11 protein-coding genes and 1 pseudogene are annotated in these 15,377 nt (G+C 57.5%); 11 read left to right on the forward strand and 1 reads right to left on the reverse strand.

The genetic code is table 11. From position 1 onward, the window contains the following. Positions 1-135 precede the first annotated feature (135 nt). From GF108_RS06850 to GF108_RS06865, 4 genes are all read left to right on the forward strand, one after another. Entirely contained in the window at positions 136-1,371 is a 1,236-nt protein-coding gene (locus GF108_RS06850; protein ID WP_172982582.1) for an MFS transporter, read from the forward strand. A gap of 147 nt (positions 1,372-1,518) precedes the next feature. Next, positions 1,519-2,316, forward strand: coding sequence for a type 1 glutamine amidotransferase domain-containing protein (locus GF108_RS06855; RefSeq protein WP_153667400.1), 798 nt, complete (start codon positions 1,519-1,521; stop codon positions 2,314-2,316). 61 nt (positions 2,317-2,377) lie between these two features. Next, positions 2,378-3,130, forward strand: coding sequence for an alpha/beta fold hydrolase (locus tag GF108_RS06860; RefSeq protein WP_153668195.1), 753 nt, complete (start codon positions 2,378-2,380; stop codon positions 3,128-3,130). A 20-nt stretch (positions 3,131-3,150) separates the two neighbouring features. Beyond that, positions 3,151-3,459 (forward strand): putative quinol monooxygenase, encoded by a 309-nt coding sequence (locus tag GF108_RS06865; RefSeq protein WP_081815769.1) that lies wholly within the window; start codon positions 3,151-3,153, stop codon positions 3,457-3,459. A gap of 25 nt (positions 3,460-3,484) precedes the next feature. On the opposite strand, the gene GF108_RS06870 is transcribed toward GF108_RS06865, so the two are convergent. Then, complete coding sequence (locus GF108_RS06870; RefSeq protein WP_172982583.1) at positions 3,485-6,337, reverse strand: winged helix-turn-helix domain-containing protein; 2,853 nt, start codon at positions 6,335-6,337, stop codon at positions 3,485-3,487. A gap of 469 nt (positions 6,338-6,806) precedes the next feature. Between GF108_RS06870 and GF108_RS06875 the strand changes: the two genes are divergently transcribed. The 7 genes and pseudogenes from GF108_RS06875 to GF108_RS06905 all read left to right on the forward strand — a co-directional run bounded on the left by GF108_RS06875 (position 6,807) and on the right by GF108_RS06905 (position 15,214). Beyond that, positions 6,807-7,235 carry a heme-binding protein gene (locus GF108_RS06875; RefSeq protein ID WP_091922333.1) on the forward strand — a complete coding sequence of 143 codons (429 nt, stop codon included), beginning with the start codon at positions 6,807-6,809 and terminating at the stop codon, positions 7,233-7,235. A 271-nt stretch (positions 7,236-7,506) separates the two neighbouring features. Beyond that, positions 7,507-7,968 carry a (2Fe-2S)-binding protein gene (locus tag GF108_RS06880; protein WP_153667402.1) on the forward strand — a complete coding sequence of 154 codons (462 nt, stop codon included), beginning with the start codon at positions 7,507-7,509 and terminating at the stop codon, positions 7,966-7,968. A 1-nt stretch (position 7,969) separates the two neighbouring features. Continuing rightward, positions 7,970-10,228 (forward strand): xanthine dehydrogenase family protein molybdopterin-binding subunit, encoded by a 2,259-nt coding sequence (locus GF108_RS06885; RefSeq protein ID WP_153667403.1) that lies wholly within the window; start codon positions 7,970-7,972, stop codon positions 10,226-10,228. A gap of 712 nt (positions 10,229-10,940) precedes the next feature. Then, positions 10,941-11,351: pseudogene (locus tag GF108_RS06890) on the forward strand (GFA family protein). Positions 11,352-11,685: 334 nt separating this feature from the next. Further along, complete coding sequence (locus GF108_RS06895; RefSeq protein ID WP_113282198.1) at positions 11,686-13,386, forward strand: FAD-dependent oxidoreductase; 1,701 nt, start codon at positions 11,686-11,688, stop codon at positions 13,384-13,386. 11 nt (positions 13,387-13,397) lie between these two features. Continuing rightward, positions 13,398-13,709: a hypothetical protein gene (locus GF108_RS06900; protein WP_153667404.1), complete on the forward strand. Its 312-nt coding sequence runs from the start codon at positions 13,398-13,400 to the stop codon at positions 13,707-13,709. Beyond that, positions 13,694-15,214 carry a mechanosensitive ion channel family protein gene (locus tag GF108_RS06905; protein WP_091922327.1) on the forward strand — a complete coding sequence of 507 codons (1,521 nt, stop codon included), beginning with the start codon at positions 13,694-13,696 and terminating at the stop codon, positions 15,212-15,214. Before GF108_RS06900 ends, GF108_RS06905 begins: the two co-directional genes overlap by 16 nt. The last annotated feature ends 163 nt before the right edge of the window (positions 15,215-15,377 follow it).

The following is a 15,377-nucleotide window of genomic DNA, read 5'->3' on the forward strand; positions in this document are numbered from 1 at the left end:
GCCGCATTCATCCGACATATTCGCCGTTTTCGAGATTGTCACAAACCTCGCATGGGTTGCAGACAGGGATACATTGCGCTTAGTGTCTTGCCCAACGATGCGATCGCCGAACTTTCGAAAAACAGGAAGTGCCCGTTGAAAGGAACAGACTTCAACGAGTTCAGGTACGGATGGCGGCTGGTGCTGGCCGGCTTACTCGGAACGGCTTTGGGCATGCCCGCCATTCCGTTCTACACGATCGGCGTCTTTGCGCCGATCTTCGTGGAAGAATTCGGCTGGTCCTTCGCGATCATTTTTGGCGGTCTGTCGCTGTTGGCCGGTGCAATTCTGATCGTCGGTCCATTTTTCGCGACGTTGATCGACAGGTTTGGTGCGCGACTGGTGGCGTCGATCTCGCTACCGTGCCTGGGCCTGAGCTACATGACGCTCGCGGCATCGAACGGCTCTATCGAACAATACTATCTGTCGTGGCTGGCTATCGCGATCTTCGGGTTGGGAGCGACCCCCGTCGTCTTCACGCGGGCGATGAATAATGCGTTCGAAGAACGCCGAGGTCTTGCCCTTGGCATCGTGCTATCTGGCGCGGGCCTGTTCGCCTTCGTGGTGAAACCGCTGGCACAACTGTTGATCGAAACTGGTGGATGGCGTGTCGCTATCTTGGTGATCGGGGCACTGCCCATATTTATCGCGTGCCCAATGGTCCTCTGGGGCTTTGCTAGGCTGCCAAGTAAGAATGCCAGCACCGAGTTGGCGATGAACGAGGTGTCGGATGGCATGAGCGCTCGTGAGGCCTTCCAGTCACGCTATTTTTGGATCTTGGCGATCGTTTTTGTGCCGATGTCACTCGCCATCGCCGCGCCATTGCCCAACATCGAAAACATACTTCGCTCGCTGAGCCTCTCGCCCAGCGAAATCGTCCAACTCGCCTCGCTCGTCGGAATAGCGGCCGTGGTGGGCCGACTGTTGGGCGGCATTCTGGTTGATCGCTTTTGGGCACCGGCAGTCGGTACGGTCATATTGACGTTCGGCGCAGTCTCCTGCCTTATCCTTTCGCTAGGCCAGGTGGACTTTCCCATGGCGTGCATCGCTATAATATTGCTTGGCCTAACTTCTGGGGTGGAATTCGACCTGATGGCCTATCTGGTTGCCCGATATCTCGGTATGCGCAGCTATGCCACGACCTACGCCACGTTGTACGGAATTTTTGTGGTGGGCGCTTTTGTAGGTCCCAGCCTGTTCGGCTACGCGTTCGACAGTACGGGTACCTATTCGGGATTACTCAAGGCCTGTGCGCTGCTGCTTGTGGCTGGCGCGGCAACGATTCTTCTCCTGGGGCCCTATCCGAACCGAAAGATCCAGGCATTCGCCTAGATCGCCGGATCAATTCTGGCCGTCAGGGTCCGTGTGGGTTTTAACCTCTTTTAACCAGCCAGCAGGGAAGCGCCGCGCTATCATGCCTACAGTCCGGATGGCTGGCTTCACTCCGCCCTCCGCCGTGAAACATCAGGAGGCGGGTTTATGAGCAAAGGAAAAGTGCTGGTGATGGGCTCAAACGCCACACGCATCGAAATTCAGGGAGCCGGCACCGGGCCTACGGGACAATATCTAAATGAAACAGTGGTGCCTATGTTGGCGCTTGTCGGTGCAGGCTATGAAGTTCTGCTTGCCACTCCCTCTGGGGCCAAGCCTTTCATTGACCCGGCATCGGACGCAGTCCAGCATTTCGACGGCGACGAGGAGGCGTATCTTCGCGGCAAAGAGTTCTTCGCCAACGATCCCTCAATGAACACGGGCCGCACCCTGCGATCTGTGATCGAGGAGGGGCTGGATAGGTATGCCGGCGTGTTCGCGCCAGGAGGCCAAGGACCCGTCGTCGATCTGATGCAGGATCCCGACGCGGGAGAGATCCTTCGGCATTTCCACGCGGCCGGAAAGCCCACCGCCTTGCTCTGTCACGGCCCGATCGTCTCGATCTCCGCAATGCCTCAGGCGAAGGAATTTCGCGCGGCGCTGATCCTGGGTGACCAGGTCAAGGCGGCAGAACTTGCCAACGGATGGCAATATGCCGGCTACAAAATGACGGTGTATTCGAGAAGCGAGGAAAAACCCATTGAGGATAACATCCTGCATGGCAAGCTTTATTTCTATATGCCCGAAACCCTGGACTTAGCTGGCGCCAAGGCGACAACCGGCCCAGACTTCGAACCCTACGTGATCGTGGATCGTGAACTTATCACGGGCCAGAATCCTCGCTCTGATCATCCGATCGCGGCAAAGCTCATCGAAGCACTCGATCGCGCCAGTCCGGCGTTGTGAAGCATATGGGGTGTAGTGTCTCGCCGTGTACATCCCTCAATCAACTGGAGCTGGTTTTATGATGCGCATTGCTTTAGTCCTCCTGTTGTCCTTGATCGCTCCTGCAGCCGCGTTGGCGCAGTCGGGCGAAAAGCCTGTGTCGATTGTTCTTGTGCATGGCGCGTTCGTCGACGGCTCCGGCTGGAAAGCGGTCTTCGACATACTGACTAACGAAGGATACGAGGTGCTGGTCGTCCAGAACCCGACGATCAGCCTCAATGGCGATGTTGCGGCCACGCATCAGGTGATTGCCGCGGCAAGACATCCGGTGATCCTCGTCGGCCACTCCTATGGCGGAATGGTCATCACGGAGGCCGGTGACAATCCGAAGGTACGAGGTCTGGTTTATATCGCTGCTTTTGCGCCAGACTCAGGGGAGTCGGTGGCATCGCTTGCGGAACAGAAGCCGCCGACGGGAGAATCGGCCGCGCCGCTGCTGCCGCCCCACGACGGTTACCTGCTCGTGGACCCGTCAAAATTCCCGGGTGCTTTCGCCGCCGATGTCGATGCTTCGATCACGCGATTCATGGCCGCCTCGCAGGTGCCGTGGGGGCTAGAAGCAGTGCAGACAAAAATCACCAAGGTCGCGTGGAAGGCCAAGCCGTCGCATTTTATGGTAACCACCAAAGACTCGATGATTCCGCCTACCTTCCAGCGGGCATTCGCGAAACGGGCCGGCGCTACAACCATGGAGATTGATAGCAGCCATGCCGTGATGCTCTCCCATCCGCGCGAGGTTGCAGCCTTCATTGAAACTGCCGGCCGTACGAAATAGCCGACTGGGAGATCCTGATCATGGCTCACATCAAGATTGTGGGGACATTGCTTGCAAGACCTGGGAAAGCGGGAGAGCTTGAGGCGTTGCTCTTCAGCATGGCGCCCCACTGCAGGGCCGAGCAGGGTAATCTGCGATGGGACATCTGGCGGGACCAGACGAAAGCCGACCAATATGTTCTGGACGAGCTCTATCTCAACAATGCAGCGGTGGAGGCTCACCACGAGACGCCGCATTTCAAGAACTATCTGTCGAAAATCCACGACCTTGCCGACCGCAACGCCATTGTGCTCGAGCCCGCACTAGTAGCGAACAAGAATGGCTGTTAAGACCTACCATCGACCGGGCTGTGTACTATCGCCTAAGTGTCTCGAGCAGGTGACGCGCCTTCGCTATGTTCGCACAGGCCGGCACGTTATCGAACTCGGCGCAGATGGGCGACAGCAGATCGGCTGCCGCCACGAGGCGATCGGTTTCGGCCCAAAGTTGCGCCAGAGCCGTCGAGGCCCGAAGCTGGAAGAAAAGCGCACCGCTTTCTCTTGCAGTCTCTGTGGCCAGCAGCAGCGTTTCCGACGCGCCCGACAAGTCGCCATCCCGCCACTGCACCAGTCCGTGCACCCGATGCAGTTCCGGCTGTGACCAGTATTCGCCTTGGCGGTCGGCACGGTCGAAGGCAGCGCTCAAGCTGTCACGGGCGAGCGCGATACGTTTATGACGCAATGCGGCTTCCGCGAGCATGGCGAGATATAGAGGCACCCGGACGAGGAAAATGTTGGAAATGAGTTGGCCTATCGCAAGTCGCATCATGTCAACGCCTCCGCCCTCGCCGTCCATGCTCCTCACGGCGCCCTCGTAGAATTTACAAACGGGTCGCCAGATGGCGATATCGCGCAAGCTAAGGTTGCGCGCTAGCATCGCAACATGTCGGCGCGCAGTTTCGCTCTCGCCGGACCACAGCGCGATAGGCAGCGCCGCCTGTGCAAGGGCGTTGGAATGCGAAACCAAGTGATCGAGCGCAAGGCTGTGATCGAGCGCCTCCTGCAGTGCCGTCGTCGCCTCGCTTCGATCGCCACACACCCAGGCCGCCGTCGCAAACGCCACCCGGATCGACACGAACCGGTCCATCTGGAATCGGGTGACGGCCGATCGTTTCGCGGTGATCGCATGCTCGCGCAAGAGCCTTTTCAGGTCATCGCACGCAAGCCGGACGTCGCCGCAGTAAAAGGCGGCCGTTGACCTTACGCGCTCGCCCTCCGCTACCACCGCCTGTTCATTTTCCCGTTCGGCGAGTTGGGCGAACTGCTTGAGAGTCGCAATTGCTTGCCGGTGCCGTCCGGTGAAGCTTTGCAGGATACCAAGTCCCCACAATGTACGCAGCTGGTAGTCGACATTGCCGATCTCGCGGGCCAATTGGTTGGCCTCCATCCACGCCGCATCGGCTTCGGGGCCTAAATGATCGGAGAAATTGAGGCCCGAGGCGTAGGACGCTATCAGTTTCATTTTGACGGCGGGGTCGCACCGAGACAGCGCTTCAACCGATTCCAGTGCCCGTTCCACGCGCCGGCGACTTTCCGCTACGGTCGACAACTCGTCCCAAAGCGAGATTGCCGCGCTGGTAAGACGCACACCGACCTCGGGATCGGCACCGTCGCCTAAGGTCCAGTCGATCGCCTTCCGCAAGTCGTTCGCTCGCGGTTCGTAGCAGGCGGTCCATTCATTCCTCGGTTGCCATTGCCAATCCGCCTCGGCTTGCTCGAACAGTTGTAGAAGATGGCGCGCATGGCTGGATTGAGCGTCGACGGCTTCTCCACTCTTGTTTAGCCGCTCGGCCGCAAAGCTGCGAGTACTGTCGAGCAGGCGATAGCGCGGCACGCCCGCATCGTACACGACCGACAGGAGTGATTTCGCGGCGAGGCTTTCAATGCACGCCGCTATCTCCTCGATCCTGCCGCCGATGCGACCGGCGACGCCGATGACGTCGGATAGAAAGAAGCTTGCCGAAAAAACCGAAAGCAACCGCAGGAGCCGGGCCTCATCCCGGGCGAGAAGTTGGTAGCTCCAATCCATGGTCGCAAGCAGCGTCTGGTGGCGGGCTGAAGTATCGCGTGCTCCTGCATTGAGAGGCTCGAAGCTGCGTTCCAGAAGACCGAGTAGGGTTGCCAAATCCATAGTCACCAGCCTCGATGCCGCAAGCTCGATGGCAAGCGGAATGCCCTCGAGTCTTCGGCAAATGGCCGAAACCGCAGGCGCGTCCATGTCATATAATTGGTAGCCACACGCCTCGTGTGCCGTTCTGACGAAGAGCTCCACGGCAGCAAAGGCCAAGGCATCCTTTCGATTGTTGATCTCTTCCTCTTCCGGATAAGCTAGTGGTGACAAGCGATAGACGCTCTCGGACCGCGAGTGGAGCGGTTCCCGGCTCGTCGCGAGGATGTGAACGCCGGGAGCTGCCAGCCTCAAATGCTCAGCGATGGCGCAGGCCGTGCTAAGAACATGCTCGCAATTGTCGAGCACAAGCAGCATTTCGCGATCCCGCAATGTTTCGACGATGCCGGCAAGCACATTGGTCCATTTGCCGCTGACGCCCAGCGAAGCCGCAATCGTCGTGTCCACAAGCTGTGGGTCGCCGATGGTGGCGAGATCGACGAAGCAAACACCATCGCCATAACGTTTCAGAATGCGTGTCGCTGCGGCCAATGCGACGGTCGTCTTGCCGACTCCGGCCGGGCCGACAACAGTCACGAATTTTTCCGTCGGAAGCTTGGCTTCGAGCGCCGCGATAACTTGATCGCGTCCTATAATCGGCGCGATGTTCGACAATTCTCTCGCTGGCGCCTGGGCATCGAAAGCCGGCGGCGAATGATCTCCTCCATAGATACGCAGCGGGGCGACAAAGCGATAGCCGCGCCCGCTTACCGTGGCAATGCACGACAGTCCTGACGCTTCTCGCTGAAGAGCACGGCGCAATGCGGCGATGTTGACCTTCAGATTGCTTTCATGGACGAAGGTGTCCGGCCAGACGAAGCTCATCAGCTGGTTCTTGGTGACGACCTCTCCCGCATGGATGAGCAGCAAGTGGAGCAGATCGAGAGCTCGGGCTCCCACCCTCATCGGTTTGTCATCAAACATCAACAATTGCCGGTCCGGAATGAACCGATAGTCGCCGAAGCAATATGTCTTACCGTCTATCTTGCCGGATCGTTTCATGCACCCACGATTGACTCCGTGATCAACGCGCCGTTTCGTACTGCGCCTCAGCATCTGACCGGATGTCCCCCAGGCTCAGCTTTGTTTGCTCTGGCGTGGGGACAATTTAACCTCTTTGTCCGCTCGCGTATAGAACCGTCGGACGTGACAGGCAGGAGTGCGCGTCGTGGGGCCGGTGATGTCGGCCCTTGGTTGTAAATGTAGACCGTCCTGGCCAAACCATGACATCATTGATAGCGGTAAACTAAGTAATCAGTATTCGATTTTACCTCTTTTTACCACGCAGGCGGTGACTGTGGTGGTAGTCGTACTTTCAACATAGACGCTAGCATACCGGCTTTCGATTAATTCGACCGAAGTGCCCATCGATCTGAATAAACGCTAGATCTTCGAAGACGCGACCCCTGAACGACTGTGCCGCATCCACCCCTGCTCAGTGAGAAGCTCGATCAAAGAAAGGCCGCATACGATGCCACGCAAGTTCAACACCCTCACGCTTTCAGACGCGAAGCATATAATCGAGGCAGGCGAGGCAAAAGCTGCCAGCATTGGCATTGCCTACAATATCGCCGTCGTCGATGCGGGCGGGGCGCTCGTTGCATTCAGCCGGCAGGACGGTGCGCTGATCGGAAGCATCGATCTCGCCATCGGCAAGGCAGTGACGGCCCGTTTATTCGATAAGACCACCGCCTATCTCAGCGAACTGGCGCAGCCCGGCGCGCCACTCTTTGGTATCGAGCATAGCAATGGCGGACGGGTCATTATCTTCGGTGGTGGCGCTCCGGTGCGCATCGGCGGTGAAATCATTGGTGCGGTGGGCGCGAGCGCCGGATCGGTCGAACAAGATATTTCGGTCACTGAGGCTGCGATCGCGGCACTCAATTCAAGCAACGCCTGAACGAAACATCGGTAATGAGAGCGGAGCGCATCGCTATTCGACCGACCGCCGCTTCCAGACATCATGCCTGGGTGCCCCCTGGCGCGAGCTCCGCCTTCAATGAAACCTGTCGAACGGCCAATATCCAATCGAAGACGGACCCCTGACCGTTGGGATGCTCAACCGCCGGTTAAAAGAAGTAAATTCTGGTCAACTGTCCTTTGCAGCTTCGGAAGCCGCGGGTACGGTTGCATGCAATAGCTGAGTCCTGGCAAATTTGGAAAGGCTTGCGATGTTTGATATCACGGTAAATGGCGTTAGGCACCAAGTCGACGTGGTTCCCGAGATGCCATTGCTCTGGGTTTTGCGCGACGAGCTTGGCATCACAAGTCAGAAGTACGGTTGTGGAATAGCCCAGTGCGGCGCCTGCACGATACAGATTGACGGAATAGCCGTGCGCTCATGCCAAGCGCGCATGGGTGACGTCGCAGGCAAGGCGATTACCACGATCGAAGCCGTCGGCAATGGCAAGCTTCACCCGGTGCAGGAGGCCTGGATCGAACATCAGGTACCCCAGTGCGGCTACTGTCAGACCGGCCAGATTATCCAAGCGATCTCGCTCCTGGAGATGATTCCCAATCCATCAGATGAGGATATCAATGAAGTCATGTCGGGCAACCTCTGCAGATGTGGCACCTATGAGCGTATTCGCGTCGCCATCCATGCAGCCGCCGAAAAGATAGGAGGCAGATGATATGGGCGAGATACCAGGTCTTTCCCGCCGAGCCTTCGTTTTCGGCTCTGCAGCTGTCGCCGGCGGTGTCGCTTTCGGTTCGTATGGTCGGGCCCAACAGGCGCCTTCTGCCCCTACTGCCAAAAATCCGTTGGCATCAGGTCTCGGGCCGGATTCGGTCACATTCAATCCGTGGGTGGAGATCAGTCCGCAAAGAATTACGCTCATTGCCCAGCATGCGGACATCGGCCAAGGCGTCGGTTCTATCCAACCGCTCATGATCGCGGAGGAGTTAGACCTCGAGCCGGGTCAGTTTGAGATTCGTTTTGCCGCACCTAGCCCCGCCTATTTTAATACCGGATTCGCTCATGAACTTGCTCCATTCATGGCGCCTGACCAAAGCCCGGAAGCAGAGAAGGCACGAGCGGCTGCTCTGGAATGGTTGAGGCAGTCGGGCCTGCAGATGACAGGGGGCTCCAGTACCATACCAGATACCTACGAAAAACTGCGCGCAGCAGGCGCAGTTGCGCGAGAAACGCTGAAAGCGGCCGCAGCCAAGCGAAGCGGATTCGCCGTTGCCGAATTACGCACCGAGGCTGGCAACGTGATCCTTCCGGATGGAAAGAAAATCTCCTACATCGAGCTGTCTACAGACGCGGCAAACATTCCTCCGGTGATGGACGTCAAGCTTCGTGACCCGTCACAATGGCGACTGATTGGCAAGCCTATGGAACGGCTTGATATACGCTCCAAAGTTACCGGCGAATTGAAATTTGGCATCGATCGCGAGATCGACGGAATGGTTTACGCAGCCGTCAAACTGAACCCCAACAAGGGTCAGCCCATAAAGTCGTATGACGCAAGCAAAGCTCAATCGATGCCGGGCGTCCAGAAGATAATCAAGATCTCGAACGGCATTGCCGTGATCGCGACAAACAGCTGGTATGCCATGAAGGCGGCCGAGCTTGTCGATTGCCTATGGGAGCCGTCCAAATACCCCGCCGAGCAAGCTGAGCACTGGAATATCGTGGGCTCTTCCTTTACTGCGGAATTCCTCGGCAAAGAGTGGCGCAATGATGGCGATATAGACGCTGGATTGAAAGAGGGCACGCTCGTGGAGGCAGAATATCGCGCCCCATATGTCGGACATCAACCACTGGAACCACTTAACGGTATAGGCATCGTTACCGACAGCGGAATGGAAATCTGGGCTGGTCATCAAACTCCGCAGTCAGTGCAATATATTGCAGCAAAAGCGATCGACATGAAGCCCGAGCAGATCACCTTTCATAACGAGTGGTCAGGTGGAAGCTTCGGACACCGTCTTGAATTCGAAAACATCAGAGTGCTCGCCGAGATCGCGAACCAGCTACGCGGAACTCCTGTAAAGCTCGTCTTCTCGCGTGAGGAGGATTTCCGGCAGGATATTCCGCGCCAGATTGCGATGGGGAGATATAGGGGTAGTGTCCATGACGGCAAGATAATCGCCGCTGACGTTCAGGTTGCAGCAACCCCTCCATTCAAAGAATTGCTTGGAAGGATGGGCTCGCCGCCCAAAGACCCTGATGCTCAACTGGCGGTTGGCATATGGAATGTATACTACGATATTCCAAATTATCGTGCGACGAGCTTCGAGGTAAAGGGACTATCCCCTTCCACCACTTGGCGGTCGGTCGGGGCTTCGGCGAACGGCTTCTTTACCGAGAGTTTCCTTGACGAACTCATCCACGCTGCACGGCTTGATCCGCTCTTGGCGCGCATCCAGTTTTGCAAGATCCCGATCTACCGAAAGCTTCTGGAAACCGTCGGAGAAATGGCCGACTGGCAGGGACCACTCGGGAACGGAAAAGGCCGTGGTGTGGCGTTTGTCGAGTCGTTTGGCACAGCGGTGGCTGAGATCGTTGAAGTGACTATGACAGAGTCGGGCATCAAAATCGACAAGGTCTGGGTTGCGGCTGACGTCGGTAAGGTAATTGATCCCATCAATTTTGAGAATCTTGTCCAAGGCGGTGTCATCTGGGGCCTTGGTCATGCAATGAACTGCGAGCTCACCTATAGCAAGGGGGCTGTCCAACAGACCAACTACAACCACCACGAGGCCATGCGCATGTATCAGTGTCCGGTGATCGAGGTTCGTGGCCTGGAAAACGATTACACGGTCAGAGGCATTGGTGAGCCGCCGGTACCACCTGCAGCACCCGCACTCGCAAATGCCATATTCGCTGCGACAGGCAAGCGCATCCGCGAAATGCCCTTCAACAAGTTCATCGATTTCGTTTGAGTGAGGGCGGATATGACAAGAATTCTGATTGCCATTACCCTCGCAGTTTGCACGGTAACACCTCTTACAGTGATGGTTTACGCAAAGGGCGAAGGTTCGAAAGACGTACTTCCCCCGGGGAGCGTCAGCAGGACGGCCGGTCTAGAGGCATGGAAAAGGATCGAAGCGGTCGTTACCCATCCGCGCTGCGCCAATTGCCATGTGGATATTCGCGGCATTCCGATTTGGACTCCAGCCGGTGAAACGAAGTCTCGAATTCATGGCATGAACATTCATGCGGGCCTGAGCCGGATTGGAGCCGAAGAAATAGCCTGTTCGGCATGCCATATGACGTCCACTCAGCCGAACGACCCTGCTCCCGCGCCACCGCGTGCAGGCATTCCTTGGCAACTCGCTCCCGTGGAGTTTCTTTGGTACGGTCAGAGTGGTACTGAGATTTGCAAACAACTAAAGGATCCGGCCCGGAACGGAGGCCGCGATAATGTGGGCTTGCTCGACCATCTTCGGCACGATGCATCATTGGGTGGGTTCATTCCAAGAAGTTGGGAACCGGGAGCAGGCCGCAGCAGGCCGCCTGGAACCTTCGAGGACCATGTCAAAGACATGGCTCTTTGGGGGGCCGCGGGGCAACCCTGTCCAAACTAAGGAGGCATAATTGCTATGTGTTACTGGGGATCAGCGGGGTTATCCTAATGCATCGAGGTACACTGCTATGGTAAACAAACATACCGGCCAATGCGCATGCGCCGCGTGAGATTCGGGTTCGACATCAATTCCGACTTTGTCGCTGTCTGCCATTGTATCGACTGCAAAAGGGCATCGGGCGGCGAAGCGATGACACTTCTCTGCGTAGCTGAAGATGATTTCACTCTCCTAAGCGGTCAACCCCAGGCTTTTCATTACACCGCTTCTTCGGGAAATGGGCTGGACCGTAATTTCTGTCCCGCTTGCGGCGCAAGACTGTTCACCAGCAACGGGGAAAGCTATCCGGGCATGGTCTTCGTCACGATCGGCGGCCTCGACAACCGCGAAGGCGTCATGCTGTGCTGAAATGTTCACCAAGCGCCGGCTCGCTTGGGCCGTTCCGCTCGAGGCGCCGCAATTCGAGGCTATGCCGGGATGAACTCTGCCGTTTGGCCGATAACTGGTCGCCGAATTTGACTATCCGCCTGAACAACGAGGGCGCGTAGGATGTTTGGGCGGATCGCAGCCATCCGCGCAGACATTACGAATGGAGGGACGAATGTTGGAGAATACCTATCGCGGTCAATGCGCTGCCGTGACCCTGCATTGCACGAACGAAGGGGAGCGGTGAAACCGCGGTCTTCGCCTTGGCGCCCGGCTATGGGATGCGTGGAAACGTCCGCGAACAGAGAGCCCTCGGAAATTGTTTGGTTTTGTAGTGCACAGGATAAACTGACGAGATCATCGGGATAGTCCGATATGGAGTTCACACAATGGCGATCACCGATGCTCGGCGGGAACAAGCATATCCAACACTTTCGACTTTCCAAATCGGGATGGCTCGACGCTTCGCGAGCGGCGAGCCGAGGCGCTTCGGCCCAGGCGACATCCTCTATGAGATCGGAACCCGCAACGTGCCTGCCTGGCTTATTCTAGAGGGCTCCGCCGATGCAATTCAGCGCGGTGCGGCTGGCAGGTCGTCCGTGATCGCCACTTACGGTCCGGGCCAGTTCACCGGCGAGACCAACCAGTTGTCTGGTCATGCAACCCTGGCATCGGTGGTCGCGGGCGAGAAGGGCGTAATTGCAATACCCTTTGATGCCCCACATCTTCGCGCGCTTGTCATCGGGTCGGCGGATGTTGGTGAGGCGATCATGCGCGCCTACATCCTCCGTCGCGTCTCGCTGATCGAAGAAGGGCGGGCCGGCGGTGCAGGGTCGATTCTGGTTGGACGCCGGGATGCTCCCGACATCGTGAGGTTGTCTGGATTTCTCACCCGCAACGGCTATCCCCACGCCCTCGTCGCCGCATGCGAGGCCGAGGGGCGCGAGCTGGTCGAACGGCTCGGCATCGCACCTGAAGATCTGCCGTTGATGATCTGCCCAAACGGCACATTGCTCAGAAATCCGAGCGACGCGGATGCTGCGTCCTGTCTGGGCGTCGTGCCGGATCTCGATCCGAAGAATGTCTATGACGTGGCAGTCGTCGGAGCGGGACCGGCTGGACTGGCCACGGCTGTCTATGGGGCATCTGAGGGGCTGTCTGTTTTGGTTCTCGATTCGCGCGCTTTCGGCGGCCAGGCGGGCGCATCCGCCCGGATCGAAAATTATCTCGGCTTCCCAACTGGTATCTCCGGACAGGCTCTTGCGGGCCGGGCCTTCAATCAAGCGACGAAGTTCGGTGCCGAGCTTGCGATCCCACTGACTGTCGGAAAGCTGTGCTGTCATGGACCTGAGTCGGAAGCTCCTTTCTCTCTCGAGCTCAGCAATGGGTGTACCGCACGGGCGCGTTCCATCGTGATCGCGTCAGGAGCGCGCTACCGACGGCCTGATGTCACCAATATCGAAGAGCTGGAGGGAGCCGGCGTCTCCTACTGGGCATCGCCGATCGAGGCCCGCCTCTGCGCCGGAGAGGAAGTCACTCTCGTCGGCGGCGGGAACTCGGCCGGCCAGGCCGTTGCTTACCTCGCACCACAGGTCAGGCACCTGCATCTCGTGGTCCGGCGACCACTCGAGCAGACTATGTCCCAGTATCTGATCGACCGGCTCGCGGTATTGGCCAATGTCGAACTCCATGTGGGCAGGGAGATTGTGGGCTTGCATGGCGACCGAGAGACAGGTTTGACCGGCGCCACCTTCCGTGACGTCCGAACCGGCGAGACCGAGGAGTGTGCTTCGCGCCATCTCTTCCTGTTTATTGGCGCCGATCCTAATACCAGCTGGCTTGACGGCTGTGTCGCGATCGACGGAAAGGGCTTCGTTCTCACGGGAGACGGTATCGGCCATGGGGAGCGACTGCCGCTGGAAACGAGTTGCCCTGGCATCTTTGCCATTGGAGACGCACGGGCCGGCTCCACAAAGCGGGTCGCGGCCGCCGTCGGTGAAGGCGCGGCCGTCATCGCGCAGATCCATTCTTTCTTGGTGCGAAATGTGGGAGGCACGTCTGCGCTGGCCGCTTCGCCGATCCCAACTTAGGCAAGTGCGAAATGAACCAAGGTGGAAACTGCTCGGCGGCGAAAATCGCCACCGACGCGCTTTTAAAGTCAAACAATCTCAAAAATCTCTCGTCCCTGCAAAAGCCCCGCTCAGAAACTTTTTCTTTGAAAATGCCGATAATGGCTGTTTTGTTGTTGAATTCGATTGGTGCTAAAAACTCTACAATCGAAATGATGCATGATCCGCGCTCCGGTTTTAAGAAGTGGATACAGGGGTGGCCGCTTGGCTGCAGCGAGCCACCGCTTTGTGAGAAGGACGCTTGTAGGTGGAGCGGAAGCGATCTAGCGTGCTTTTCAGAATGACGCTCTCCGACGTGATCACCGATCCCACTATTCAGGCCGGGACACTTGCGGCTGCGGGTGCATTTGTCTCGCGGGTGGCGCTACGCAACAACCCGACATGGCACCTGATCTTTCAGGTTACGTTTTTTGTAGTTTTGACTGTGCTGCTGCTTTACCATGATATAGTGCCATATCAGGCAGGCCCGCCCACTGCCTCCGGCGTCCAGAAAATATTCATTGGAATCGCAAAGGTTATCTGGTGGATCAACGCTGCCTGGGCGCTCGTTGGATTCGCCCGTGTGTTCCTGATCTTTGAACGGCGCCCACGCGAAGGGCGGCTGATACAGGATCTCGTCGTCGGCATTATCTATCTGGGAGCGGTTCTCTCCGTCGTCGCCAATGTCTTCAGCCTTCCCGTCGGCACGCTTATCGCCACATCCGGCGTACTTGCCATCATTCTTGGCCTTGCCCTGCAAAGTACATTGAGCGATGTCTTTTCGGGCATCGCCCTTAATCTTGGAAGGCCGTACGTCATAGGTGATCTGATTGTGCTTGGCGATGGCACCGAGGGCAGGGTTGTCGAAACCAATTGGCGTGCAACACATCTTCTCAACAATAAAAACGACCTCGTGATCCTGCCAAACAGCGACCTTGCAAAGGCAAGGTTGATCAATATCAGCAGCCCTGACCGGAGCCACGGCGTGAGTATCACCGTGCGTTTTTCGCCCACCACCAGGCCCTCGGCTATTGCAGATCTCATGCGCTCGGTTCTCTTGAGCTCCACCACGATATTGAATTCCCCCGAGCCCGGTATTCAGATCAAATCGCTCGATGGTTCGGCCGTCGAGGTGGAATTGTTCTTTCGCGTGACTGACATCGCCAGGGCCGGAGAAGCGCAGAATGAAATATTCGATCTGATCTATCGGCACAGTCTGGCGGCCGGTCTACCGTTGGCATCAGCTGTAGGCGAGCATGGCTCCCTGCCAGCCAAGACGGACACGCTGTCCACTATGCGCTCAACACAAATGCGGCTACTCGATGCGATGCCACTCTTCAAGACACTCACCGAGGACGAAAAGGAAGTTCTAGCCAACGCCATGTCGCGTCGGACCTTCCACAAAGACGAGGTTGTCGCCGAACAGGGCTGCGAGATGAAATCATTGGTGATAGTTCGGACGGGTGTTCTGGTCGTTACCCGCAAGGAAGAACGTCGGCAGCTCGAATTGAACAGGCTCGCGCCTGGGGATTATTTCGGCGAAGCCAGCCTCCTGACTGGAGCTGGAGAGACCGGTTCCGTACGCGCCCTTGCCTACACCGTTGTTTACGAGATCGCCAAGTCTACCTTGGCTCCGCTGCTGCACGATCGACCAAGCCTGGTGGAAGAACTCAGTCTTATTCTATCGCGGCGCGCCGAAGCGGAGAAGCATCTGTTCGGTAACAGTGACGAGATTGCAGGCATTCATGCGGTCCCGGGTTTGGTGAAGAGGATCAGGCACTTGTTTGAGATTGGAACGGCAATAACCTGAATTCTTAAATGACACGTGACCCAGACCCAAGTAGGTGTACCGGCCGTCATGAATGCACCGTCGGGAATGCGGCCGCCGGGCGCTGTCACTTTGTTTTTTAAAGAGCTGATACGCTTGCTGAAAAAGCAGGGCTTTTCACCCAAGCAGACGCGTCGAGGAAGGC

It is taken from the genome of Phyllobacterium sp. SYP-B3895, from assembly GCF_009647635.1.
In the GTDB taxonomy this organism is placed as follows: domain Bacteria; phylum Pseudomonadota; class Alphaproteobacteria; order Rhizobiales; family Rhizobiaceae; genus Phyllobacterium; species Phyllobacterium pellucidum.

Bases quoted from the DNA above. Each gene is read 5' to 3' on its own strand.
- GF108_RS06880 (WP_153667402.1), top strand. From the start codon at position 7,507: ATGTTTGATATCACGGTAAATGGCGTTAGGCACCAAGTCGACGTGGTT.
- GF108_RS06900 (WP_153667404.1), top strand. From the start codon at position 13,398: ATGAACCAAGGTGGAAACTGCTCGGCGGCGAAAATCGCCACCGACGCG.
- GF108_RS06855 (WP_153667400.1), top strand. From the start codon at position 1,519: ATGAGCAAAGGAAAAGTGCTGGTGATGGGCTCAAACGCCACACGCATC.
- GF108_RS06870 (WP_172982583.1), bottom strand. From the start codon at position 6,337: ATGAAACGATCCGGCAAGATAGACGGTAAGACATATTGCTTCGGCGAC.
- GF108_RS06865 (WP_081815769.1), top strand. From the start codon at position 3,151: ATGGCTCACATCAAGATTGTGGGGACATTGCTTGCAAGACCTGGGAAA.
- GF108_RS06875 (WP_091922333.1), top strand. From the start codon at position 6,807: ATGCCACGCAAGTTCAACACCCTCACGCTTTCAGACGCGAAGCATATA.
- GF108_RS06885 (WP_153667403.1), top strand. From the start codon at position 7,970: ATGGGCGAGATACCAGGTCTTTCCCGCCGAGCCTTCGTTTTCGGCTCT.
- GF108_RS06860 (WP_153668195.1), top strand. From the start codon at position 2,378: ATGCGCATTGCTTTAGTCCTCCTGTTGTCCTTGATCGCTCCTGCAGCC.
- GF108_RS06895 (WP_113282198.1), top strand. From the start codon at position 11,686: ATGGCGATCACCGATGCTCGGCGGGAACAAGCATATCCAACACTTTCG.